The organism is Pseudaeromonas sp. HNCC25DJ180 (assembly GCF_055413345.1).
Map to the genome: position 1 here is coordinate 129162 of NZ_JBVAYF010000008.1, position 23682 is coordinate 152843.

At 58.0% G+C, this 23682-nt stretch carries 21 protein-coding genes; 10 read left to right on the forward strand and 11 right to left on the reverse strand.

Translation table 11 applies throughout. The annotated features are described in order from the left end of the window. Positions 1 to 84: 84 nt before the first annotated feature. The 5 genes from ACZYTD_RS09145 to ACZYTD_RS09165 form a co-directional block, all read right to left on the reverse strand. A complete protein-coding gene (locus ACZYTD_RS09145; RefSeq protein WP_463891436.1) occupies positions 85 to 1143 on the reverse strand; it encodes a FecCD family ABC transporter permease in 1059 nt (352 codons plus the stop codon). After that, a complete protein-coding gene (locus tag ACZYTD_RS09150) occupies positions 1140 to 2243 on the reverse strand; it encodes an ABC transporter substrate-binding protein (protein ID WP_463891437.1) in 1104 nt (367 codons plus the stop codon). Before ACZYTD_RS09150 ends, ACZYTD_RS09145 begins: the two co-directional genes overlap by 4 nt. 11 nt (positions 2244 to 2254) lie before the next feature. Beyond that, positions 2255 to 4441, reverse strand: a complete 2187-nt coding sequence (locus ACZYTD_RS09155; protein ID WP_463891438.1) for a TonB-dependent receptor — start codon at positions 4439 to 4441, stop codon at positions 2255 to 2257. Positions 4442 to 4760: 319 nt separating this feature from the next. Then, positions 4761 to 5429 (reverse strand): hypothetical protein, encoded by a 669-nt coding sequence (locus ACZYTD_RS09160; RefSeq protein WP_463891439.1) that lies wholly within the window; start codon positions 5427 to 5429, stop codon positions 4761 to 4763. Between the two features lie 8 nt (positions 5430 to 5437). Further along, a complete protein-coding gene (locus ACZYTD_RS09165) occupies positions 5438 to 6007 on the reverse strand; it encodes a cyclin-dependent kinase inhibitor 3 family protein (RefSeq protein WP_463891440.1) in 570 nt (189 codons plus the stop codon). 395 nt (positions 6008 to 6402) lie between these two features. Between ACZYTD_RS09165 and ACZYTD_RS09170 the strand changes: the two genes are divergently transcribed. From ACZYTD_RS09170 to ACZYTD_RS09185, 4 genes are all read left to right on the forward strand, one after another. Then, complete coding sequence (locus ACZYTD_RS09170) at positions 6403 to 7185, forward strand: energy transducer TonB (protein ID WP_463891442.1); 783 nt, start codon at positions 6403 to 6405, stop codon at positions 7183 to 7185. After that, on the forward strand, positions 7182 to 7919 hold the full coding sequence (locus tag ACZYTD_RS09175; RefSeq protein ID WP_463891444.1) for a MotA/TolQ/ExbB proton channel family protein: 738 nt from the start codon (positions 7182 to 7184) through the stop codon (positions 7917 to 7919). Before ACZYTD_RS09170 ends, ACZYTD_RS09175 begins: the two co-directional genes overlap by 4 nt. After that, positions 7916 to 8338, forward strand: coding sequence for an ExbD/TolR family protein (locus tag ACZYTD_RS09180; protein ID WP_463891446.1), 423 nt, complete (start codon positions 7916 to 7918; stop codon positions 8336 to 8338). Before ACZYTD_RS09175 ends, ACZYTD_RS09180 begins: the two co-directional genes overlap by 4 nt. A gap of 243 nt (positions 8339 to 8581) precedes the next feature. Next, positions 8582 to 9244: a lysophospholipid acyltransferase family protein gene (locus tag ACZYTD_RS09185; protein WP_463891447.1), complete on the forward strand. Its 663-nt coding sequence runs from the start codon at positions 8582 to 8584 to the stop codon at positions 9242 to 9244. On the opposite strand, the gene ACZYTD_RS09190 is transcribed toward ACZYTD_RS09185, so the two are convergent. Further along, entirely contained in the window at positions 9241 to 10572 is a 1332-nt protein-coding gene (locus tag ACZYTD_RS09190; protein WP_463891448.1) for a phenylacetate--CoA ligase family protein, read from the reverse strand. The genes ACZYTD_RS09185 and ACZYTD_RS09190 overlap by 4 nt on opposite strands. Positions 10573 to 11079: 507 nt before the next feature. Between ACZYTD_RS09190 and ACZYTD_RS09195 the strand changes: the two genes are divergently transcribed. The 3 genes from ACZYTD_RS09195 (at position 11080) to ACZYTD_RS09205 (ending at position 13899) form a co-directional block, all read left to right on the forward strand. Then, entirely contained in the window at positions 11080 to 11448 is a 369-nt protein-coding gene (locus ACZYTD_RS09195; RefSeq protein ID WP_463891450.1) for a 2Fe-2S iron-sulfur cluster-binding protein, read from the forward strand. A 511-nt stretch (positions 11449 to 11959) separates the two neighbouring features. Then, positions 11960 to 13381 carry a DUF2252 domain-containing protein gene (locus tag ACZYTD_RS09200; protein ID WP_463891452.1) on the forward strand — a complete coding sequence of 474 codons (1422 nt, stop codon included), beginning with the start codon at positions 11960 to 11962 and terminating at the stop codon, positions 13379 to 13381. A 92-nt stretch (positions 13382 to 13473) separates the two neighbouring features. Then, entirely contained in the window at positions 13474 to 13899 is a 426-nt protein-coding gene (locus ACZYTD_RS09205) for an ion channel (RefSeq protein ID WP_463891454.1), read from the forward strand. A gap of 72 nt (positions 13900 to 13971) precedes the next feature. Here ACZYTD_RS09205 and ACZYTD_RS09210 read toward each other — a convergent pair whose 3' ends face one another. From ACZYTD_RS09210 to ACZYTD_RS09220, 3 genes are all read right to left on the reverse strand, one after another. Next, complete coding sequence (locus tag ACZYTD_RS09210; RefSeq protein WP_463891456.1) at positions 13972 to 17040, reverse strand: efflux RND transporter permease subunit; 3069 nt, start codon at positions 17038 to 17040, stop codon at positions 13972 to 13974. Continuing rightward, a complete protein-coding gene (locus ACZYTD_RS09215) occupies positions 17037 to 18173 on the reverse strand; it encodes an efflux RND transporter periplasmic adaptor subunit (protein ID WP_463891457.1) in 1137 nt (378 codons plus the stop codon). Before ACZYTD_RS09215 ends, ACZYTD_RS09210 begins: the two co-directional genes overlap by 4 nt. Positions 18174 to 18324: 151 nt before the next feature. Continuing rightward, the gene (locus ACZYTD_RS09220; protein ID WP_463891459.1) at positions 18325 to 18786 is read right to left on the reverse strand and encodes an LEA/WHy family protein; all 462 of its coding nucleotides are present in this window, start codon (positions 18784 to 18786) and stop codon (positions 18325 to 18327) included. A gap of 257 nt (positions 18787 to 19043) precedes the next feature. Here ACZYTD_RS09220 and glgC point away from each other — a divergent pair, with 257 nt between their 5' ends. Beyond that, positions 19044 to 20276 carry a glucose-1-phosphate adenylyltransferase gene (glgC, locus tag ACZYTD_RS09225; protein ID WP_463891460.1) on the forward strand — a complete coding sequence of 411 codons (1233 nt, stop codon included), beginning with the start codon at positions 19044 to 19046 and terminating at the stop codon, positions 20274 to 20276. 93 nt (positions 20277 to 20369) lie between these two features. On the opposite strand, the gene ACZYTD_RS09230 is transcribed toward glgC, so the two are convergent. Then, entirely contained in the window at positions 20370 to 21044 is a 675-nt protein-coding gene (locus ACZYTD_RS09230; RefSeq protein ID WP_463891463.1) for a hypothetical protein, read from the reverse strand. A gap of 198 nt (positions 21045 to 21242) precedes the next feature. On the opposite strand from ACZYTD_RS09230, the gene ACZYTD_RS09235 reads away from it, so the two are divergent. After that, positions 21243 to 21548, forward strand: a complete 306-nt coding sequence (locus tag ACZYTD_RS09235; RefSeq protein WP_463891465.1) for a DUF2845 domain-containing protein — start codon at positions 21243 to 21245, stop codon at positions 21546 to 21548. 66 nt (positions 21549 to 21614) lie between these two features. Here ACZYTD_RS09235 and ACZYTD_RS09240 read toward each other — a convergent pair whose 3' ends face one another. Continuing rightward, positions 21615 to 21824, reverse strand: coding sequence for a DUF1107 family protein (locus ACZYTD_RS09240; RefSeq protein WP_463891466.1), 210 nt, complete (start codon positions 21822 to 21824; stop codon positions 21615 to 21617). Positions 21825 to 22182: 358 nt separating this feature from the next. On the opposite strand from ACZYTD_RS09240, the gene ACZYTD_RS09245 reads away from it, so the two are divergent. Further along, the gene (locus tag ACZYTD_RS09245) at positions 22183 to 23655 is read left to right on the forward strand and encodes an inorganic phosphate transporter (protein ID WP_463891468.1); all 1473 of its coding nucleotides are present in this window, start codon (positions 22183 to 22185) and stop codon (positions 23653 to 23655) included. Positions 23656 to 23682 lie beyond the last annotated feature (27 nt).

The following is a 23682-nucleotide window of genomic DNA, read 5'->3' on the forward strand; positions in this document are numbered from 1 at the left end:
CGAGCCCCCAGGGAAGGGTTTATGGCGAGTTGGCGAGAGGGGATATCTCACCCGATAGCCTGTTGACTGATCAGCATGACCTCTTCAATTCCACCCCTTTCGCGCCTTGTGCAGCACCAGAATAAAGGCCGGGATCCCCAGCAGCTCGGTGACTATGCCGATGGGCAGCTCGCCGCTGGTGATGAGCCGCGAGATAAGATCGGCCAGGATGAGGAAGATGGCGCCCACCAGGGCGCTGGCCGGTAGCACCAGCCGGTTGGTGGGCCCCAGCAGCATGCGCACCAGATGGGGCACTATGATGCCGATCCAGCCTATGATGCCGGCGATGGAGACCGTCATGGCGGAGATCAGGGTCGCCAGCAGGATCACCCCGTAGCGTACCCGGTTGACCGGCACCCCCAGCGAGCGTGCCTCGTCATCCCCCATGGCCAGGGCATCGAGCAGTTTGCCGCACAGAGACAGCAGCAGCAGGCAGAGGAGGATGGGAATGGCCACCAGCACTACCTGCTGGCCATCGGCCTGGGAGAGATTCCCCATCATCCAGTAGACGATGGAGGGGAGCACGCTATAGGGGTCGGCCACATACTTGATGATGGCAAGTCCAGAGGCAAAGAGGGCCGAGCTGATCATGCCCCCCAGGATCAGGGTGATGATGCTCTGGCGGCCAAACAGGTTGGCCAGTCCCACCGCCACGGCAACCGCCAGCAACCCCAGGGCAAAGGCCAGCAGCTGGATGGTGGCCCAATCGAACTCCAGCAACATGCCTAGCGCGGCGCCCAAGGCGGCACCACTTTGCACCCCCAATAAACTGGGTGAAACCAGCGGATTGCGGAATATGGCCTGGAAGGCGGCACCGGCACTGGCCAGCGCCGACCCCACCAGCAGGGCCACCGCCACCCGTGGCAGGCGGATATCCAGCAGCACGCTCTGGATATTCTCCTGATCGAGTTGTGGCAACTCACTCAATCCCAGCCGATAGCTCAGCAGTGAGCCTATCTGGCCCAGTGTGATGGGGTACTTGCCCTGGGTCAGGGCCAGGAGCACCACCGCCAGTAGCAATAACAGCAGGCCGGGCAGCCAGCCCAGTTTCCAGACCAGCTGCAAGCCTCTTGCTCTGGGGAGCGCCAGAGCGGACGTGGTCATGATTTACCTCCGTCAGTGGCGGGGGCCGTTGCGGCTTGCTCGGGTTGCAGCAGCTTAGTAAGAGCCTGCTCATCCAGGGTGACATTGAAAAAGAGCTGGTAGAAGTGACGGGTCTCGCTCGTGATGTCGATCGTTACCTGTTCGGGGTAGAGCAGGCTGGCCAGCCACTGGGCACCCATGATGCGCATATAGGAGGGGGGGCGATCAAACCAGTTGAAGGGCTGGGTGGGGATGGCATAGACCTTGTGGTTGCGCACTGCCGAGAGGCGCTGCCAGCGCGGATCGCTGGCAATCTGGGTGGCGGTGGCGGCAAAGCGGGTGATGATGACATCCGGATCCAGCTTCAGCAGGCTCTCGAAGCCGGGGGTCACGTTGTTGCTCTCCAGATCGGCCGGTTTTTGCTGATAGCCATCCACCTCCTGACAGGGCAGGGCATTGCTGGCACCGGCGAGCCAGATCACCTCGGCCCTATCCGCCTTGCCGCATTGGGAGGTGAGACCATCCAGAGATTCAGCATAGTAGACCCGTAGTCGCTGTTGTGGGGCTATGTGTGCCGTGGCCTGCTGCAGCCGCTGGTTGGCCTGCTCGATATAGCTGGCCAGCGCCTCGCCGCGCTGGGGTTTGCCGAAGATCTTGCCCAGATAGCGGAAGGTGGCCGGGTATTGGTCGAGCTTGTCTACCTGCACCAGCAGGACAGGCAGCCCGATGCGCGCCAGTTGCGCTCCCTGCTCGCGGCGAAACCCCTGGGTATCCCAGCCGATGGCCAGATCCAGATGTTGGGCCTTGACCCCTTCCAGATCCAGATTATCGGCCTGGGGCAGCGGCTTGAGCTGGCGGGCCGCCTCGGGTAGATAGGCCTGGGCCCCCGCGCGTTCCAGAAACTTGGCCGGGGCGCCGCTTAGCAGCTCGGGGGCCAGCGCCACCATGATGGCAAAGGAGTGGGAGAAGGTATAAATCCGCTCAGGATGAGCCGGAATGGTCACCGGTTCACCAGACATCTGGCGAGTCTCGATCTTGCTCTCCTGACCATGGACGCTACTTATCAGGGTGAATAAACCGGCCAGCAGCGCCAGCGGCAACAGAGCTTGGAATCGTTTCATCTGCTATCTCCTTAGAAGTCGAGCTGCAGTGTGGTCTTGAAGGTGCGAGGTTCACCCATATAGGCGCTGGCGCCTGCCACCGTATCGCCATCGGTACCGCCCGGCATCAAGGAGGCCCAGTAGTGTTCATCGGTGACGTTATTGATGCCAAGGCGCCAGGTGAGAGGCTTGCCAAAGGCCTTGGTTTTCAAGCGGGTGCCCAGATCCAGGGTGGTGTAGCCATCGGCCCAGAGGGTGTTGGTATTGTTGGCGGCGCGCTTGCCGGTGTAGTGCAGGTTGCCGGTGAGGGCCAAGCCGGGCACCTGGGGCAGGTCGTAGCTGGCCAGCATGTTGGCCTGCCACTCGGGAACGCCGATCACCTGCTTATCGTCCGTGCTGGCCAGCTTGGTGTCATTGAGCTTGGCATCGATATAGGTGACGCCGCCAAACAGGGTGGTGTTGTCGCTGACCTTGCCCTTGGCCATCAGCTCCAGCCCCTTGTTGAGCTGGTTGCCCTGCTCGCGGTAGACATTATCCAGCCCGGTATAGGCCAGTGGCCGCTCGATGCGAAAGGCTGCAGCCGACAGATCGATGCGGCTCAACTCCACCTTGTAGCCAACCTCGTACTGGGTGGTGTCGTAGGGTTTGAGCGTCTCGTTGGCATTGCGTGTGCCGGTCGGGGCCGTGCCGCCGGGTTGCACGCTGTCGGCGTAGCTTAAGTAGCTGCTCATATTGCTTCTGGGCTTGTAGATGAGGGCCGTGCTGTAGCTGAAGGCATGGTCAAAGCTGTAGTCCTTGCTGTGATCGGCGTAGTTTTCGCTGTCGATCCAGCTATTGCTGGCCACGGCCATCAGTGACCACTGCTCGTTAAAGAGCAGGGTGTCGCCCAGCAACAGATCCTGGTATTGGCTTTGCCCCGTCTTGCTAAAGGAGCCGTAGCCGCTCCAGTTGGGCTCGGGGCTGATGATACAGGGCGCATCCAGGGTACCGGTGCAACTGGAGATCACCTTCTTGTTACTGGCGGTGGCGGCCTGATAGGCCGGGTTCTGGTAACCGTTGCTGCCCAGCACCAGCTCGTGAACCAGTTCTCCAGTCTTGAATTGACCGTTGAGATAGATCTGGTTACTCAGCAGTTTTTGCTTGGTGTACCCCTCCGGCGTGCTACTGCTGGCGAGCAGGTTGAAGCTGTCGCTGGCGGGTAGATAACTTGGGGTATTGCTGGCGCTACGCATCTCGCGCAGCACCTCCTGCTGCTGGAGACCCAGGGTGAGCTTCCATGCCGGGTTGATATGCTGGGTGAGACGCACGCCATAGAGATCGCTGGTCACCTTGGAGTTGGCAAAGGGCTGGCCATAGCCGACTGTGGTGGGATCCGGCGCCTCCGGCATCTTGGCCAGGGTGGCACCGATGGCAAAGCTGCCGGGGTAGCCGGTCTGATCATAGATGTAGCGGCTGGTGTTTAGCTCCAGCAGTGTCTGCTCCGTGAGGCGGGCATCCAGCGCCAGCCCAGCCAGCTCCCGGCGCAGATTGCTGTTTTCCACATAGCGCTCGCCGTCGCCGTGCATCAGGTTGAGGCGGTAACCGAATTTGTCATCGGCTCCCATCCGCCCACCGGCATCGATACGGCTGGTCAGTTGGGTCGCATCCTCATAGGTCACCCCCGCCTTGAGCTGGGTGGTGTCGGTGGGGCGCTTTAATATGCTATTGAAGATACCGGCGGCGTTGGAGGGGCCATAGAGGGAGCCGGCCAGCCCGTAGAGCACATCCTGGCGTTCATAGAGCTCCACCGGTTGCGGAAAGTGGGCGCCTACGCTGTAGCCATCGATGCGGGTGTTCTGCAGCAGATCAGCCTGAAAACCCCGTGACTGGGGGCGGCCTATCTCGCCGCCGCCGCGATACTCCACCTGGGTCGAGGGAAGATACTTGAGCAGCTCAGGGGTGCCATCCACCTGCTGATCCTGGATCAGATCGCCGGAGAGGCTGTGCACCGAATAGGGCTGATCCAGCGCCTTCTTGTTGCCCAGCGGGCCGAGATTGACCTCGCTGACCCGGTAACCCTCCTGGTTCTTGCCCGTGCTTTGCGGTGTGCCCGAGACTTGAACAGTTGAGAGTTGCTGAACCTCTGGAGTCTGCGTGGCCGCCTGGGCTGGGAGCCACAGTAGAGGTAACAGGTAGAGTCCAACCTGGGTAGAAATATGGGAAACCGGAAATTCTTTCATGTTCTGCTCCTTATTGTATTTGTACCTATCATCCGTTGAAAAACAGATGGCAGTGCGTCTATACAGAGCATTCCAATAGTTATGCCAACAAGAGTGTGCTTTTCATATCTATATGATTTTTAAGGGGTGCCAATGATGATGAGTACGTTTTGCTCACCTTTTGTACCTGTGGGTCATAAAGGGTGTTCTTCGAGGTAATTTGTTCCGAAATCATTGTTCCTGGCCGTGCAAAGTCCAATGTCAGATGCACACCGCGGGTTAGAGGGCAGATGGCGAAGCTTGTAGAGGAGAGATGTGGTTGCTAGTGGCTCTGTATTCTTCAGCTCAGGCGTTGCGCCATCTGCAGCTTGCGGGCAATCATCTTGTCGGCCAGCGACAGGGCGCCGCCATGAGCCATGATCACCTGCCGGATCGCTTCATCCGGGATGGCGACCACTATCCTGATGGCCTGCGCCAGCGCCTCATCTGACATGTTGCCAAAGAGTGTGAGGGCATGGGGGTTCTGCGGGTCGTTGCGCAGGGTATCGAGTTCGTTTACCTCGGAGCCAAAGGCTTTGCCCTTGGGATCGCCATGGGCACGAAAGGCCAGGGCACCGCCCACATCCAAGGTCAGGACCTGGCCCTGATAGAGCCCCTGGTTGTCACCATGTAAGCCTGCAGCATCCCAATTGGCAGTCCAGGCGTGTACGCCAAACCAACGCTGCGCCTGTTGTCGTTCCCCTTCACTAAACTGGCTGATCCGACTTTTTTCCAGTGGCAGCCACAGGGTGGCAATCTGTTCTGGCTCTTTGGTATGGAGGTAGGTCAGCGTAGGGGCACCGGCAAGCTGGTAGAGTCGGGCGGCGATGAGTTCGTTGCGGACATGGGCGGCGGAGTCCAGCGTTTTGACATAGTAGCGGCAGCCATGGGCATCTTGATAAATACCGGCCGGGTTGCTGCCGATCTGCCCGCCAATGCGTTGCATACGGCTGATATCGAGCAGGGGCATCGGGTGGATCATTCGGGTTGGGCATCCGTTATGGCCACAGTGCGGCGCACCAGCGCCAGTTGTGACGGCGTCTCTATGGCTCCCCGCCGCGCACGGCGCACTGCATGGATCGCAGCCTCCGGCACCATGCCCAGCTCCACCAGCAGGCGTGCGGCTATCATGCCCGCGCGGCCCAGGCCACCCTTGCAGTGCACCAGAATATCTTCGCCATGGCACAACCTGCCGCGCAATTCACGGCCCTGAGTCTGCCAGATCTGTTCGAATCGTTCATCGGGAATTGAATAATCGGCGATGGGCAGATGGTGCCACGCCATCCCTCTGGCATAAACGGCTTCACCCAGATGGGGAACCTTGAGCATCAGCAATTCGGCGGGCTCGACCAGGGTCACTACGGCGCGGGCCCCCCAGGCGGCGATGGCGTCCAGATCCTGCGCCAGATCCCGTGCCCAGGCGCCCGAGACGGCAAACTGATCATGTTTACCGGGGCAGAAGGTGATGCCGATCCGGCCATGAGCCGGGCTGGCCCTGACCTCGGCGATCTGCAGCGGATGGCTCTGGCTGGTTCTGGTGCCTGTCATCTTGGTTTGAGTCTCCTGTACGCATAGTGGGCAAGTCGAGATGAGCTTATCACAATGAGTTGTGCTCAGACCAAGCAGCAGCCAAGCAGCAGCCAAGCAGCAGATAGAAACGAACCGCAGGGTAGAGGGAGTGATCCGTTGCGTACCGATTGGAACATTTAACGGCGCTGTTGTGCATCCGGGTACATTATCGATCCATTTCCCTTTCGGTCGCGCTAACAGGGCGCGTCGCTCATCTCAGATGAAACAGCGGGCTCAGCTCTCCAAATCAGGGAGGCTGGGGGGATTTGCCGGGTCAGGGCTCTTGTTTTTCCCGGTTACCGAGAGCTTGGCACCTTAATTGCGTTCTCTGCGTCAGTCACTATCGACACAGAGCCAATGTAAGGAGGCGCTAGATGACACAGAGCGGTTTGGTGCTCAAAGGTTCGGGTTGGCTCAGCCCAGAGCCATCTTCTAATACAGGGTGGTGGCGCGGAATAGTGTTACTCGGCGTTATTGCCGCTCACGGGCTCTTGGCCATGGGGTTGCCAGCCTGGTTTGGTGCCTCGCCGCCACTGGCCGCCTCGTCTGTCGGAGTTCAAGCCCAGCCCCTTAGCATTGCTATGCTGGCTCAGGCCACGCCAGTGAGCGACTCCCATTTGCGAACTCAAGCCCCGGCTTTGATGCCCACTGCAACGCCGTTGCGATCCACGGCTATGTCCATTCCCGTTGCCAAACGCGCCGCCAAGCCCAAACTCATCGCCACGCGCCGCGCTGCCGCCAGTTCAGCGCGCATCAAGATCGCACAGCAGAGGAGCTCTGCACCCGCTTCACGCTCGCTTGCGACTGAGATGCCGCCCGCGCAAGCGGCTATGGCCTCACTGCAAGAGGGGGCTGCCGAGCCCGCCCAGAGTCAGGCCCGTTTCGATGCGGATTATTTGCATAACCCCATCCCTGCTTATCCCGCCTTCTCGTTGCGGTTAAGGGAGGAGGGGCGCGTCTTGTTAAAGGTGTGGGTGACGGCGCAAGGGGGGGCCAAAACGGTGCTGATGGCCCGTAGCAGTGGGTATGCCAGGCTGGATGAGGCGGCCCGGGATGCGGTTCGCCAGTGGCGTTTTGTTCCGGCTAAGTCCGGTGAGCAGTTGCTGGATTCCTGGGTCTTGGTGCCCGTGCAGTTTAGTTTGCGAGGTGAGGCATGAACGAGTTACTGAAGGGGGAGGGCGTTATGCCCTGGCTGCAACTGGTGGGCAGTGGCCCCGGCGCCCTGGCGTTTTACCTCTTGGTGGGGATGTCCCTGCTCTGTTGGTATCAGATCTGCCATCGGCTCGGTTCTTGCTGGTGGCGGGCAAGCAGGGAGCGCGAGATCCGGCAACAATTCGTCTGGTTGCAACAGCGCCAGCAGTTGCCTCTGCTACTGAGCCAAAGCCGTGAGAGTGCCCAGCGCCGTTTGATGCGGGCGGCTTGGCACTGCTGGCAGGAGATCCAGAAGAAAAACCTGACTCAGGTTGAAAGTGGGCCCTGGCTGGAGGCCTCGATTGGGCAGCAACTGGAGCGGGAAAAGCTCGGGTTAGAATCGGGTTTGACGCTGCTGGCCTGCATTGGGGCGTGTGCCCCCTTCGTGGGTTTATTTGGCACTGTGTGGGGCATAGTTCATGCGCTGCAGAGCATAGCGCAAAGCGGTCAGAGTACTCTGGATAAGGTAGCGGGTCCTGTCGGGGAAGCCCTCATCATGACGGGAGTCGGGTTGGTGGTGGCGTTACCGGCCGTGCTGGCCTACAACGGTTTTGTCAGGCTCAATCGCCGGGAGCTCGTGGGGTTAAATGGCTTTGCCAATGAGCTTTATGCCTTGCTGGCGTGCGAGTTGCCGCTTATGGCAACAGAGTCCAGACGTGAGCCGACACCGGCCTGGTTGGCCGCAGGAGCCATGGCATGAATTTTCATCAGCATGAGGGGAGTGGCTCCCAACCCATGGCCGAGATCAATATGGTACCCATGATCGACATCATGCTGGTGTTGCTCATCATCTTCATCATCACGGCCCCCTTGTTGACACACTCGGTCAAGATGGAGCTGCCCCAGGCCAGTAGCCAGCTTAACCAGAGCAGGCCTCAGAGCATCATGTTGTCGCTGGATGCCCAGGGCCACTACTACTGCAATGGCGTTCGCTATAGCCATGATGCCTTGGTGGCACATCTGAGCAAGTTCACCAACCAGCCCGAGCTGCCGCCGGTCCAACTCTATGTGGATCGGCAACTCTCGTATGGTTTGTTGGCCAGCCTGTTGGCCGAGCTGTCAAACATGGGGTTGCACCAGGTGGCGTTTGTGACTGAGCCGGAGAGTGGCAGGAGCTAACCTCCGCCCATAAGAGAAGCTAGAGGACATCCACTCGGTCTCGTTATCCAACGGCGAGGTCAACCGCCATGCACAAACGGTCGTTAGCTTTAGTGCAATAGTGTTGGTCATTTGCCCTACGGCAGGCTGAAGTGATGCCATTCACCGATTGCGTGGTGTGGGGGGCTCGCGCACTATTTGCCGGTTATGGTCATGGGCGGCATTTGTCGGCTGGCAGGCATCTACTCTGGAGCACTCTTTTTTATGGCATGGGATAAGCGCGTTTCTCTGGTTACCGGCGGCTGGTTGTTTATTCTGACGCGCTGGCTGGTTCGGGGCGTACTCGGCTTGCTCTACCGGGTCGAGATCCAGGGGCTGGAGCATGTGCCCCCGCAGGGCAAGCTGGTGCTCTGCTCCAATCATAGTGCCTGGATTGATCCCTTTTTCTACTATGGCTTCTTTCCCCGGCAGCCACTGTTTATGGGGAAAGACTCTGCGTTTGCCAACCCGTTGATCGCTTTTTATCTCTCGCGTCTGGGGGTCTTTCCGGTGGCGCGCGGGCAACGGGATGAGCTGGCACAACAGCGTGCGTTGGCGGTGCTGGAGGCTGGTGAAGTCTTGGGTATGTTTCCCGAGGGGACCCGGGTCAGGGGATTGCAGCGGGTGAGGGCCAAGCGGGGCACCGGCTTTTTTGCGGTGACCGCTGATGCACCGGTGATCCCCATGGCGCTGATCAGCAGTTTTCGCCCCTTTAGCAAGATCCAGTGCAAGATTGGCCAGCCCTATCGGATTGATAAGGCTCGCTATCTGCCGCTGGATAACGATAAATATCACCAGATCAGCGATGAGATCCTGCAGGCCATCTACGGGTTACGCGATGAGCTGCTTGGTCGCCAGGGGGCGGCTGTCTATCCGGATCCTCTCTAGCTCTCGGCTCTCCTATCCAGCAGCCGCTGGGCCTTGCCCTCACTACGCGGCAAGCTGCCCGCTGCTACCAGGGTGACCTCCATATGCAAGCCGGTGATCTGCTCCAGGGCCTGGGCGATGCGCCGCGACAGCGGGTGCCCGGCCTCGGCGGTCATCCCGGCAGCCTGCTCCACCTGCACGCAGATCCGGTCCAGCCCCGAGTGGCGGGTCAGCACTATCTGGTAGTGGGGCAGGTCGGGGGCGGCCTTGAGCAGTGCGCTTTCTATCTGGCCGGGAAAGATATTGACGCCGCGAATGATCAACATGTCGTCGCTGCGTCGGCTGATGCGTTTGATGCGGCGCAGGGTGCGACCACAGGCGCAGGGGGCGGGCTCGATGGCGGAGATATCCCGGGTGCGGTAACGCAGCAGCGGCATGGCCTGCTTGCTGAGGGTGGAGATCACCAGCTCCCCCTCCTGACCATCGGCGACGGGCTGCAGGCTGTCGGGGTCGAGGATCTCCACCAGAAAGTGATCTTCAAAGATATGCAGTCCGCTGCGGCAATGACACTCGGCTCCCACGCCGGGCCCGATGATCTCGCTCAGGCCATAGATGTCATACGCCTCTATGCCGGTCTGTTCCTGAATGTAGTGGCGCATGCCGTCGCTCCAGGGCTCGGCCCCAAAGACGCCGCGCTTGATCTGGAGATCCCGTTTGAAGTCCAGCCCCATGCGGCTGGCCACCTCCATCAGATGAATAAAGTAGCTGGGTGTGGCGCAGATGGCCGTGACATGGAAATCTTTCATCACCATCAATTGCCGTTCGCTATTGCCTCCGGAGATGGGGATGACGGTGGCACCCAGGCTTTCTAGCCCACCATGCAGCCCCAGACCGCCGGTAAAGAGACCATAGCCGTAACAGTTTTGCACCACATCGCCACGGTGAAACCCGGCGGCATGGAGTGTGCGCCGTACCACCTGACTCCAGATCTCCATGTCTGCGGCCGTGTAGCCGACGACTATGGGTTTGCCCGTGGTGCCCGAGCTGGCGTGCAGGCGCACCACCTCACTCATGGGGACGGCAAACAGACCATAGGGGTAGCTATCGCGCAGATCCTGTTTGCTGCTAAGGGGCAGCAAGCGGATATCTTCCAGCCTCTGGATGGCCTCGGGGGGGACGCCTGATGCATCCATGCGCTGGCGAAAGAGCGGTACATGCTGGTAGCTATGGGCGGTGATCGCCTTGAGTCGTTGCAGTTGCAGCTCGCGCAATCGGGACTGTGGCAAAAAGTCTATGGCGCTGTCGGGCTGGAAGGTTCCTTGCTGATCATTCCATTGATGTCTGGTCACCCTGCTTGTCCTTGCGTAGTGAGTGTTAGCTCATGCTGTGATGGCGGCGATTTTACACGCTTAGGCGTCCAGGGATGAGGCGTGCCTGCCCGGCTGATGGCTCAATTTAGGGGGATTCTCGACGGCCAAGCCATCCTGCCTGATTACCCTTTGCAGGAACAACGACCCAGCCGGGGGGCTTGCCCTACACCCTCAAGGACTATCTGCTGCTAATAGAGTGGACCGGCAGAGCACGGCGTTGCGATAAGCGCGGAGCCATTCTTGCTGCAATGCCCCCGATTTTGTCTCGCCTGGGGATAACGTGACCCCAAAGGACATATATCTCCCTTTTGGGGCTCTTCTTGGGGCTGTCATTGGGGTATACCCGCCATTTGTACGACAAACTTATGTGCCCTGTGCGCCAACCCCTTTCCGGCCTAAGATTTAATGATGCAAAATCAATGCATTAAACCTTGGTTCGCTTCTTGCTCAGGTCACAGCTCATTCATTTATCGTGAGGGCTAAACAATGGCCAATCTTTACTTTTCATCTCCGACCATGGAAAAAAACAAGAAGGTAATTGCGGTTGCCGGTAAGCGTGAGACCGTATTGGGGGTCGCCAAGGCTAACGGCATCAAGATCCCCAGTGACTGTGAAGATGGTAAATGTGGCGCTTGCCTCATCAAGGTGATCCATCTGGATGGCATGCGCATCAAGGGCATGAGCCTCACCGATAAGGAGAGGATCGTACTGAAATCGCTGGGCAAGCTTCCCGCCAGCGAAGAGGAGAGGGCGCTGGTGGAGGATCTGCCGCCTACCTACCGTCTGGCCTGCCAGACCATAGTGACGGATGAGGATCTGCTGATTGAGTTTACCGGCGAGCCCGGTGGTGCTTAAGCCGTGAGTGTGCTGATCCGGCGACAGCTTAGCTAGCTCATGCCCGAACTGACTGGTAGCAAGGCTCGGCAGAGATGGCGAGCCTTGCTTTTTTATTGCGCGTAAAAACAGCCTAAAACCCAACAGATACCTAGTTGGTAGTGGGTCAGGCTGGGATTCACTCTCGGTTCTGGCTCTGAAGAGCAAGGCCCCAACTGGTCTGTGTGCACAACAAGAGACGGGCGTGCTTATTTCGATATCGATTTATTCTGATTGTGTTGGGTTGCCTGATTGGCGTTAACTTGAGCCTGGATGTTTGCAGCGAGTTCCCGGCTTGTGCTCTGGCGGCGCTCTCCCTGATCGGTGTGGGCCAGGTAACCGGCCATAGGCTAATACTCGTGGCCTTGCTCTTCGAGCCTGCTGGGGGGCGTCAGGCGCGCTTTTATTGTTCGCTACTCCGCTCAGAGTGGTTAATGCTCGGCACGATTGACTACAGTTAATAGTAACGACTGGAGGCACCGGGACTTGGCATATGAACCATGCACAGAAGTTATTGCAGGAGCGGCTAGATAACGGCCGTGAGTTGCGGAAGCAGATTCCGCGCAAAGCCCAGGCCGAGGTTGGGCAAACCCAGCGTGATGTGGTGGCCTTGCTGGAGCGCTCGAGTCACGATCGCCTGCAGCGTCTGGTGCCGCTACGTTATGGCCGCATGCTGAGTTCTCCCTTTGCTTTTTTCCGCGGCTCGGCCCTATTACAGGCTCATGATCTGGCAGCTACGCCTTGCAGTGGCCTGATCCAGCAGATCTGTGGCGATTGTCATCTGCTCAACTTCGGTGGTTTTGCCACGCCTGAGCGCACCTTGGTCTTCGATTTGAATGACTTTGATGAAACCCATCCTGGCCCCTGGGAGTGGGATCTTAAACGCCTGGTGGCCAGTTTCCACGTGGCGGCGACCCACTTCGGCTTTAAACCTGAGGCGGCGGATGAGCTGGTATGGCAGTTGGTCACCAGCTACCGTCAGCACATGGCCAACTATGCGCAGATGGGGGCGTTGGAGATCTGGTATGATCGACTCAGTTTTGACCGTCTGCTCAAGAGTGTAGAGCATGCTTCGGCGCGACACCTGTTGCGCCAGGCGATGGAGCGGGCGGCGCGCCGTACGCATGATGAGCTGTTGCCGCGAATTGCCGAACGGCAGGGCGAGAGCTGGCTACTGAAAGATGCGCCGCCATGTCTGTTCCATCTGCATGGCAGCAGCTCTTTGCTGACGGCCGAAGATGGCTGGATGAACGCCCAGGAGTGGCGGAGCCTCTTTGTCGGCATGTATGAGCAGTACTTGCAGACCCTGAGTGCCAGCCACCGTCAGTTGTTGGGTTATTTTACCCTGCAGGATCTGGCCTTCAAGGTAGTGGGAGTGGGTAGTGTGGGCACCCGTTGCCTGGTGATGCTGTTGACCGATGCCATGCAGCGGCCGCTGTTTTTGCAGATCAAAGAGGCGCGCGAGTCGGTACTGGCGGGTTATGTGCCTGCGGGTACGTCAGGGTATGCGCATCAAGGCGAGCGGGTGGTGATAGGGCAGCGGATGATGCAGGCGTCGAGCGATGCCTTCCTGGGGTGGGCGAGTGGTCCCCGCGGGCGGCACTACTTTCTGCGCCAACTGCGGGATATGAAGCTGACCCCTCAACTGGAGCTTTATGATGCCGAGTTGTTTGGCTTATATGCCGGGATCTGTGGTTGGGTGCTGGCGCGAGCTCATGCCCGTGCGGGTGGTATGGCACCCGAGATCGCCGGTTATATCGGTGGGAGCGAGGCGTTTGCCGAGGCCTTGGTGAAGTATGGGCGTAGCTATGCGCAGCGGGTTGAGCAAGATTATGAGCTGTTTCGCAAGGCATGCCGCAGTGGGCGGCTACAGGCCCAAAGTGAGGCAGACTTTAGTGCAGATAGCTCCATATGAATTATTGTGCGCCGGTCTGCTCTCGGGGGGCGTAGTGCCAAACTTTGGCAGAATATTCAGCATCAATGAGTAAGGGATGACAGGAGTCGACGATGTTAGGTGTGTTGTTGGTGGGGATGCCGGTTATTTTGGGCAATATGTTGCTGCAGTCCCAGATCAGCGTCTGGAGTGTGCGTTATTACCTGAGTCGGCTTGGTAAACCGACCCGTTTTTCCATTGGTGCATTGCCGCTCTTCGGGGTGATCACCATTTTAATGTTGGGGAATTTTATGCAGATTGCCCTTTGGGGTCTGTTGTTTTGGCTCTTGGGGGAGTTCGATACTATGGAGTTGGCTGTCTATCATTCCGGGGTCAACTTCGCCACCCTGGGTTACGGTGATATCGTCATGACGCCAGCGTGGCGGTTGTTGGGGCCATTGGAGGCGGTGAACGGCGCCTTGATGATCGGCCTCTCCGGGGCCAGCATGCTGGCGGTGCTGCAACATCAGCTCAAGAGCAGATTTGGGGAACAACTCTAACTGTATCAGCTGAAACCTCACCCGTTAATCGTCACCCTGTTGAGAGATCAGGCAGGGTGACGAAGCTTGAACTCAGGCCGCCGCTTTTCGCTTCATCCAGCCTAGCGCCCACTGGCGCACATCATCCACGTAAATAAATACCACAGGGATCACCAGTAGACTCAGGAAGGTGGAGGTGATCAGCCCGCCTATGATGACTATGGCCATGGGGGCGCGAAAGCTGGGGTCAGAGCCTATGCCCAACGCGATCGGCAGCATACCGGCCCCCATTGCGACCGTGGTCATGACTATGGGGCGAGCCCGCTTGGTACAGGCATCCAGCAGAGCATGCCAACGATCTAGCCCCTTTTGCTTGCGCGCCATGATGGCGTACTCCACCAGCAGGATGGAGTTCTTGGTGGCCACCCCCATCAGCATGATGAGGCCAATCATGGCCGGCATCGACAGGGCGGTATGGGTGATAAACAGGGCGAGGATGGCACCGGGCACCGAGAGTACCAGCGCGGCCAGTATGGTGACAGGTTGCACGAAGTCTTTGAACAGCAGCACCAGCACCACATAGATGCAGAGTACCCCGGTGATCATCGCCAGACCGAAGCCCTGGAACAGTTCGCCCATGGCCTCGGCATCCCCTACCGCCGTCTTGCTGATCCCGGCTGGCATCAACTGCAGGCTTGGCAGTGTGGCCACCGCCTGCTCCATTTGCCCCAAGGCTATGCCATTGAGTTCCGCTTCGATATTGATGTTCCGCGCACGATCGAAGCGGTCGATCTGGGCCGGGCCGCTGGCCAGATGGATATCCGCAATATTGGCCAGCATCACGGCACCGCGACTACCGGGGACGGTCAGACGTTCGAAGCGGCTGAGATCTTCGCGGGTAGCATCCTTGAGTTTGACCACTACGGGCACTTGGCGCTGGGCCAGGTTGAGCTTGGCCATGTTCTGCTCATAGTCACCCATGGTGGCGATGCGCAGCGTGTCGGCTATGGTCGCGGCGGTGACCCCCAGATCGGCCGCCTTGGCAAAGTCGGGGCGGATCACCAGTTCGGGGCGTACCAGGCTGGCGCTGGAGGTCACATTGCCGACGCCAGGAATGGCGCGCATCTCGCGCTCCACTTGGCGGGCGAAGATGGCCAACTGTTCACCCTCTTCACCGGAGAGCGCCAACTGATACTTTTCGCCCGAGCCGCCCAGGCCAACTTTGACGCGCACACCGGGTATCTGCTCCATGCTCTGACGCAACTGAGCCTCTATCAGCTGTTTCTTGACTCCGCTTCGTTCACTTCGCGGGGTGAGGTTGATGGTCAAGGTGGCCTTGCGCACTTCACCACTGGCTTGGGGGGCAAAGGGATCACTGCCCGAGGCGCCTCCGCCTAGGGTGGTATAAATGCTCTTTACATGGGGCTGTTGCCAGGCCAGTTGTTCGGCCTGATCGACGGCGGCCCGGGTCTGGAGCAGGGTGCTGCCTGGGGGGAGCGTCAGGCTGATCTGGGTTTGGGAGAGATCATCCGGCGGAATGAAGCCAGTAGGCAGCAGTGGCGTCAGCCCGAAGAGTATTCCCACAAAGAAGAGACCACTGATGAGGGCCGTCTTGAACTTATGCTGCAGACACCAGGTGGCCAGGCGCAGGTAGAGTCGCTCCCAGGCGGCTTGGCCGTGGTCTGTCATGGTGGTGGAGAGCAGGTAGGCGGCCATCATGGGGGTCAGCATGCGGGCCACTATCAGGGAAAAGAGCACGGCGATGGCGGCGGTCCAACCGAACTGGACAAAGAACTTGCCGACAATACCCGTCATGAAGGCGGTGGGCAGGAACACGGCGATCAGGGTGAAGCTGGTGGCGATCACCGCCAAGCCGATCTCGTCGGCCGCCTCCATGGCTGCCTGATAGGGGCTCTTGCCCATGCGCAGGTGGCGGATTATGTTCTCGATCTCCACAATCGCATCATCTACCAGAATGCCGACCACCAGCGACAGGGAGAGCAGGGTGACCTGGTTGACGGTGAAGCCCAGAAAGTAGATGACCCCAAAGGTGGGAATGATGGAGAGGGGGAGGGCGGTGGCAGAGACCAGGGTGGCGCGCCAGTTGCGCAAAAACAGCCAAACTACCACCACGGCCAGAAAGGCCCCCTCGTACATCAGGGACATGGAGCTGGCGTAGTTTTCCACCACAGGATTGACGAAGTTGAAGGCTTCGGTGATCTGAATATCCGGGTGTTTGCCCTTGAGTTCGGCCAGGGCGGTGCGCACCCCCTCCATCACTGCTACCTCACTGGCGCCGCGGCTGCGGACTATCTCGAAACCGACCACGGGGCGGCCATCCAGCAGAGCCTGACTACGCGGTTCCGCTATGGTGTCAGTGACGCTGGCGATCCGATCCAGGCGAATGGCTCGGCCATCAGCCAACGGCAGCTCCAGGGCGGCCAGCTCTTCGGCGCTCTGCACCGTGGCTATGGTACGTACCGATTGCTCTGTGCCCCCCACATCGGCTCGCCCCCCTGAGGCCTCCTGCTGGATGAGCCGTACCCGGCGCGAGAGGTCGGCGGCAGTGATATTCAGGGCCTGCATCCGATCTGGATCCAGCTCGACCCGGATCTGGCGGGTAACACCACCGACCCGGCTCACGGCTCCCACGCCCTTGATGCTCAGCAGGCTCTTGCTGATGTTGTTATCGACAAACCAGGAGAGAGCCTCATCATCCATGCGGCTGGAGGCGATCGTGTAGGTGAGGATCGGGGTGCCAGCCAGGTTGGATTTGCTGATCACCGGATCCTGCATATCGCCTGGCAGCTCGGAGCGAATGCGGCTGACGGCATCGCGCACGTCATCCAGGGCCTCTTGGGTTGATTTCTCCAGGCGAAATTCCACCGTGATGGTGGCACTGCCATCCTGGATTGTGGTGTAGATGTGTTTGACGCCTTGCAGTGCCGCCACCGAGTTTTCGATCTTGCGGACTATCTCGCTTTCCATCTGGGAGGGGGCGGCGCCTGGCAGTGAGGCCGAGACAATCACCATGGGGAGATCGATATCCGGCATGTTCTGGATCTTCATCAGCCGAAAACCCATCAGACCTAGCAGGGTCAGCATCACAAATAGCAGCACAGTGGGGATCGGGTTGCGGATTGACCAGCTGGAAAGACTCATGAGCCGCTCTCCGACTTCACTACCGGTGAGGCAACGACTCTGACCCTATCCCCATCGTTGAGGAAACCGACGCCACTATCAACCACCCGTTCACCAGCCTTGAGACCGGAGAGAATGGCTATCTCGCTGCCACGGCGTGGTCCGACGCTGACCTTGCTCTGGATCAGCTCTTGCTTGGCATTGAGCCGGTAGACAAAGTGAAAGCCGTCCCGTAACAGTACCGCCGCTTGGGGTAGGGTCAGTCGTTGCTGCTCACCGGTCTGGATCTCACCGCGTGCGAACATGCCAGCACGCACACTGCCGTGGCTATTCAGATCGACATACACCAGGCCATTACGTGTCTGGGGATCCAGGGTGGGGGCCACTGTGCGTACCGTGCCGACCAAATCTGTGCCGTCAGGTGCTGTCACTCTGACGGCCATGCCGGGGCGGATCTGGGCCAATTCGGTAGCAGGCAGTTCGGCGCGCCATTCCAGGCGATCGCCGCGGATCAGTCGATAGAGTTCATCGCCGGTCTGGACTACGGCTCCCAGTGTGGCATTACGTGCCGTGATGGTGCCATTGTCTGGCGCCAGCACCCGGGTCTGACTCAGGTGTATAGTATCACTCTGGAGCCGGGCTTTGAGCGCCTCAACCCTGGCTTGGGCGGTCAGTTCGGCGGTGAAATAGGCGCTGGCCTGTTGCTCACTGACCGCACCCTTACTCTGTATGCGTCTGGCTCTCTCGGCATTACTCTTGGCATCGAGCAGAGTGGCCTGGGCCTCGGCCAAGCTGGCGCGGGTCTGGGCCAAGTCGGCAGCAATTGTCTCTTGCTGCAACGTGGCCAGCAGCTCTCCTTTTCGCACCCTGTCACCCACATTCACCAACACCTCGGTCAGACGCAGACCACCGACTTCGGCGCCGACGATCGCCTCTTGCCAGGCGGTGATGTTGCCATTGGCGCTGATCTGTTGCGGCCAACTCTGCTGGCGGGGCGTGGTGACGGTGACGCTCAGGGCCGCTTGAGCCGAGCCGAGCGCGGGGGCATTTGAGGGGGGCGTTGGTGCCAGCAGCAGATAGAGACCGCCCGCGGCGGCAGCCAAGCCAACGAATGTCAGTGCGGGGTGGGTGCGGAGCTGGGTAAATAGCGTCATCTTCGTAACTCGTGATATGGAACCAAGTGGGCACCTTGGAGTGTGGCCCTAATGTATGTGATTTCCGCTGTTTCGCCCAGAGTGGAATGGCTGGGCTCTGGTTGTTAGATCCTGGTTGTTAGATCCTGGTTGTTAGAGCCAGGTTTCTGGTTTAGCGGCTGATGGGTAGTTCGCCAGTGCGCTCCAGGGTCAAGGTGGGCAGCAGCCCCCCCAGATCCAGTTTGCCTTGCAGCTGGTAGTTGAGATGAGCCTGGGGTCGCTGCATCAGTTGTTGCACCAGCTCGGCTGAACCCAGCACATCTGGAGTGGCGCTGAGTGTCACCATGGCTTCACCGTAGGCGGCGATAGTGGGTAGTTGATTGGCAACCCCGCTGAGTACCCTGTGATTGTTCAAGGAGAGCTCATAGGCGAAGCCGCGCAACGGCAGGGGCACTGAGTTGGGGTTGCTGACCAGCAGATCAATGGCTAAGTCGGGTAACAGCCCCTTACCAGGCAAGAGGTGAATGGCTTTGACATTGATAGTAGGTTGCTCCAGCGAGGCGAAACTGCTGCAGGCGCACAAGCCTAGCAGCAGTAAGGCGAGCAGGGCGGCTCTGAGGTGAGAAGGGGGCATGGATAATCGTCTAGTGCGGTGGCAGATGGCGCCCAATGTACCTAAACTCAGGATCAAGGTCACGTTGATGCTGCTTGGCTGAATGCTTAGACTCTGAAACCCTTTTCACTGGTGTTTGAAAACATGATCCAGCTAGCAGAATCGTTATGGTAGATAGGTAGACTCAATATTACCTTGAATGCGTTTTCAGGGTTGTTTTGGCATGAACCAACTGCATTCCGTAGAGCACACAACTAGAGATATAAGGATAGACAACAATGGTAACCAGTTATCGGGTGGCAAAAAAGACCATAGCCATGGTGTTGGCTGGCGGTAAAGGGGAACGGTTGGCTCCACTTACCCAGTCGCGTCCCAAGCCAGGGGTTCCCTTTGGTGGGAAATACAAGATCATCGACTTTGTGCTGAGTAATTTTTTCAATTCGGGCATCAAGAATGTCTACATACTCACCCAGTATCAATCCTATTACCTGAACAAGCACATCCGCGACTCTTGGGATAAATGGAGTGGCTGGGATGAATATTTTGAGGCTATTTCGCCTGAGACTAACAGTGAAGGCGAGGAGTGGTTCAAGGGGACGGCGGACGCGATTAGCCACTATCTGCGCTTCATCGAGGACTCTGATGCGGACTATGTGGCCATCTTCGGTGGCGATCATGTTTACAAGATGGACATCCGTCAGATGATCGATTTCCACAGTGCCAGTCAGGCGGATATCACCATAGCCGCACTGGAGGTGCCTCAGGCGGAGGCAAAACGCTTTGGCGTCTTTTCGGTAGATGATGAATTGCGTGTAACGGCCTTCACCGAAAAACCAGCGGAACCGACCACCATACCTGGCCGCGATACCTGTTTCGCCTCCATGGGCAATTACATCTTCTCCCGGGAAAAATTGATTAGTGTGATCAAGGAGGGACGCAAGCTGTTTAAAGATCTCGATTTTGGCATGCACGTGATCCCCATGATGCTGGCCCAGGGCGACCGCGTCTTTGCCTATAACTTCAATGACAATCTGATCCCGGATATGACGCCTGAAGAGAAGGGGTACTGGAAGGATGTGGGAACCCTGGACTCCTATTATGAGGCGAACATGGATCTGATTGCCGTGTCACCCCAGCTGAATCTCTACAACTACAAGTGGCCCATCATGACCAAGCCGAGCAATCTACCGCCGGCCAAGACGATATTTAATGATGATGACCGTCGGGGACATAGTCTGGACTCTTATGTGTGTGGTGGTTGCGTCATCAGTGGTGGCGTGGTGCAGCGCTCGATCCTGGGGCCGCGTTGCCGCGTCAATAGCTTCAGCCAGGTGGATGACTCCATCTTGCTGGATGGGGTAATAGTGGGGCGCAATGCCAAAATCAAACGCGCCATCATAGATGAGGGGGTTGAGATCCCGGATGGTACCGAGATTGGGTATGATCACGATGAGGATCGCAGACGAGGCTATACAGTGACGGCCTCCGGCATAGTGGTGGTTTCCCGCTAAGGAAGCGCCAGAGTCGAAATTGCCAATGCGAAATTGCCAATGTTAAGTGCCGTGTTTCACGGCACTTTTTTTATTGGTTGTTATCTGCGGCTGTTATGGGGTGGGAATAAAACTGTAGCGAGCATGGTAGGTGGTGAGTGCCTGTTTACCGTACTCTTGCATGCTGTCCAAGATAGGTTTAATGCTCGCTTTATCCTTTTTGACAATGCGATCACTGCTTTCCATCACGAAGCTGAATTGGGGCTGATACTGACTCTGATACTCTATGGTGGTTTGCAGCTTGATGCGCACATCGCTACTCCACATGGCGCTATCAAATTGTACCGGGGTGTAGGTGCCCGAGGTGTCACTGCGCGCACGCTCATTGATCAGCTGAATATACTGCAGCACTTTTTCTACAGCCTGGGGATAAAGCTCGGCCGGTGAACTTTCGACCCGCAGTAACTCGCCGTTATCCGCCACCCGGGTGATCACCAGTTGGCTAGTCAGGTGCTCGGCGTACACGTCCCCCAGCTTCACCTTGCCATCAGTCAGTTGCAGGGAATTTTCTGGCGTGAACCAGTGTTGTCCGTCACCCAGTTGGGTGATGACGGCGGCTGCCACCATGCCCAGGGCCAGGATGAGTGCCGGTCGACTGAAGTGTACTCGTGCTGGCTTGTGAGTGCTGAGGGGGGTAGCGTCGGGCATAGGGGCGCTCTCGCCAGCCGCTCGAGCGCTATGGAGGCTGCTACGGTTGGGGCTGACATGTGTCTGAGTTGGTTGTTTCATTTACCCATTCCTTGCTTAGCGTTGAGCCGCGGCCACTACTCTCTATCTGGATTGTATCTCAGAAGTGGCCTGGTGCCGAATTCGCAGCTGGAAATATGTAGCCAGCTTCATATCCGATGGCGTTGGCACAACTGGCTATTGTCTGCCTCTGCGCAACCAGATATGGTTTGAGCGAGAATTTTCCCAGGGTGAGTGACAATGATGAAACAGATTCTGATCGTAGGCCTGTTGCTGGGGTCGGTGGGGGTTGCTCAGGCTCAGAGCCTGCGTTGTGGCAGTAAGCTGGTGGTTGAGGGGGATCAAACTGTAACACTGCTCACCAAGTGCGGCCAACCTCTGTTAGTCGAAGAGATCACGCGCACGGCCCAAACTGAACAGGGGGAACTGACCCAAGTCAAGGCGGGTGAGCGCTGGACCTATGACCAGGGTAAGGGGAAGTTTATGCAGATCGTGACTATTCACAATGGGGTGGTTGAATCCATAGAAAATGGCCCGAGAAACTAGCTCGGGCCGAAAACCACAGGAATTACAAAAAGCAAAAGTAGGCTTAGCCTGAATCGAATGAGGAGCTCAGGGATGAAAGCGACGCAAGTCACGCACCACGCGGTTGATCTCGGCAATCGACTTAAGTGAGGCGTTGCCATGATGGGGCTCATAGCAGACCGAGCCATTTTCAAAATGGTAGGGCCCCTGTTCATCAATGAAGAAGATGCCGCAATGAAAGGCTTTGACATAACGAGCAATCTGCTTGGGTTGGAACAGCTTGAATATCTTGATCATCACTCACCTCCCTCGATTCAGGCGTCGCCATCTTAGGATGGATATGTGTCGATTATGTTGCTGCTCGATGAAGAGATGAAGACAGCTCCTGGCCGCCTCAAGCCGGGACGTTACCTGATGTATGCGAGCCGCTAATGAAAACAACGAATTTCAATTGAGGCTAGAGCGTCAGCGATGCCGGGCCGTAATGGTGCGCTGTCAGAGCGGCTTAAGTACCACAACAGCATCAGAGTGGCGAAAAACAAGCCTTATATTTCCCTTTTTTGCCTTTTAATTAACATGAGTCATCTTTCTCTGGATAATCTTTCTGTCATAATCCGCCGCGGTCAATTCGCGACTATAACCGTAAAAAAAACCTATGTTGGATATGTTTACTGGCCTGAGTTTTGAACTCGGCATCGGTCTGTTTTTTGCGTTGGTGTTTGTCTTGGCCTATGAGTTTATCAATGGCTTTCATGACACCGCCAATGCTGTGGCAACTGTGATCTACACCAAGGCTATGCCGGCTCATATGGCGGTGGTGGCATCGGGTATCTTCAACTTTGCCGGCGTTATGCTCGGTGGCCTGGGTGTCGCCTATGCCATAGTGCATCTGCTGCCAGTCGATTTGCTGCTGAATGTGGCGTCGGTACATGGCATCATAATGGTCTTTTCCCTGCTGGCATCAGCCATCCTCTGGAATTTGGGCACCTGGTATCTGGGCTTGCCCGCGTCCAGCTCCCATACCCTGATCGGTGCCATTCTCGGGGTCGGGGCTGCCAATGCGTTAATCACAGGTGCGCCCATCAGCTCGGGTATCAATGTGCAGAAGGCCATTGATATCATGCTCTCGCTCATCATCTCGCCGACTGTGGGTTTCATGGTCGCCGGTCTGTTGTTGCTGCTGGCCAAACGCATTTGGGGTGTCAGCAAGATGCACAAGACACCTGAAGAGCGTCAGCTAGTGGATGGTAAGAAGCACCCGCCGTTCTGGACTCGGTTTACCCTGATTGCTTCGGCTATGGGTGTGAGCTTTGTGCATGGATCCAATGACGGCCAGAAAGGGATTGGCATGATCATGCTGGTGCTGATTGGCGTCGTGCCGGGTCAGTTTGTGGTCAATCTGGAGAGCACCTCCTATCAGATAGCTCGTACCCATGATGCGGCCTTGCACATGCAGAGCTTCTACGAGCGCAATCAGGAGCAACTGGCCTCCATTATGGTGCTGGGCCAGGATGCCAACCATACTCTGCCTCCCATCTTCAAATGCGATGCCCAGCAGACGATCCCGGCTATTCAGACGCTGACCCAGAAGTTAGAAACTGTGACCAGCTATACTCAGCTAGACACTGAAGCGCGTCGTCAGGTGCGTCGTCTGCTGCTCTGTATCGATGATACCGCGAAGAAAGTCAGCAAGATGGAAACCATTAGCGCCAAGGAGCGTGAAGACCTTGGCAAGTTGCGCAAGGATCTGACGGCGACCACCGAATATGCCCCTCTCTGGGTGATCATAGCCGTGGCTCTGGCCCTGGGTGGTGGCACCATGATAGGTTGGAAGCGGATTGTGCTGACTGTGGGTGAGAAGATTGGCCAGAAGGGGATGACCTACTCTCAAGGGATGGCAGCCCAGATCACCGCGGCTTCGGCCATCGGTATCGCCAGTCTTACCGGCATGCCGGTATCCACGACTCATGTGCTCTCCTCGGCGGTAGCGGGTACCATGGTGATGAATCGCACCGGCCTGCAATCCGGCACGGTCAAAAGCATCATGTTGGCCTGGGTCTTGACTCTGCCAGCGACCATCTTGCTCTCCGGTGGCATGTTCTATCTGTTGAGCCACTTCATTCACTAAGTCGAGTAGTGCATAAGTAGCGTCATG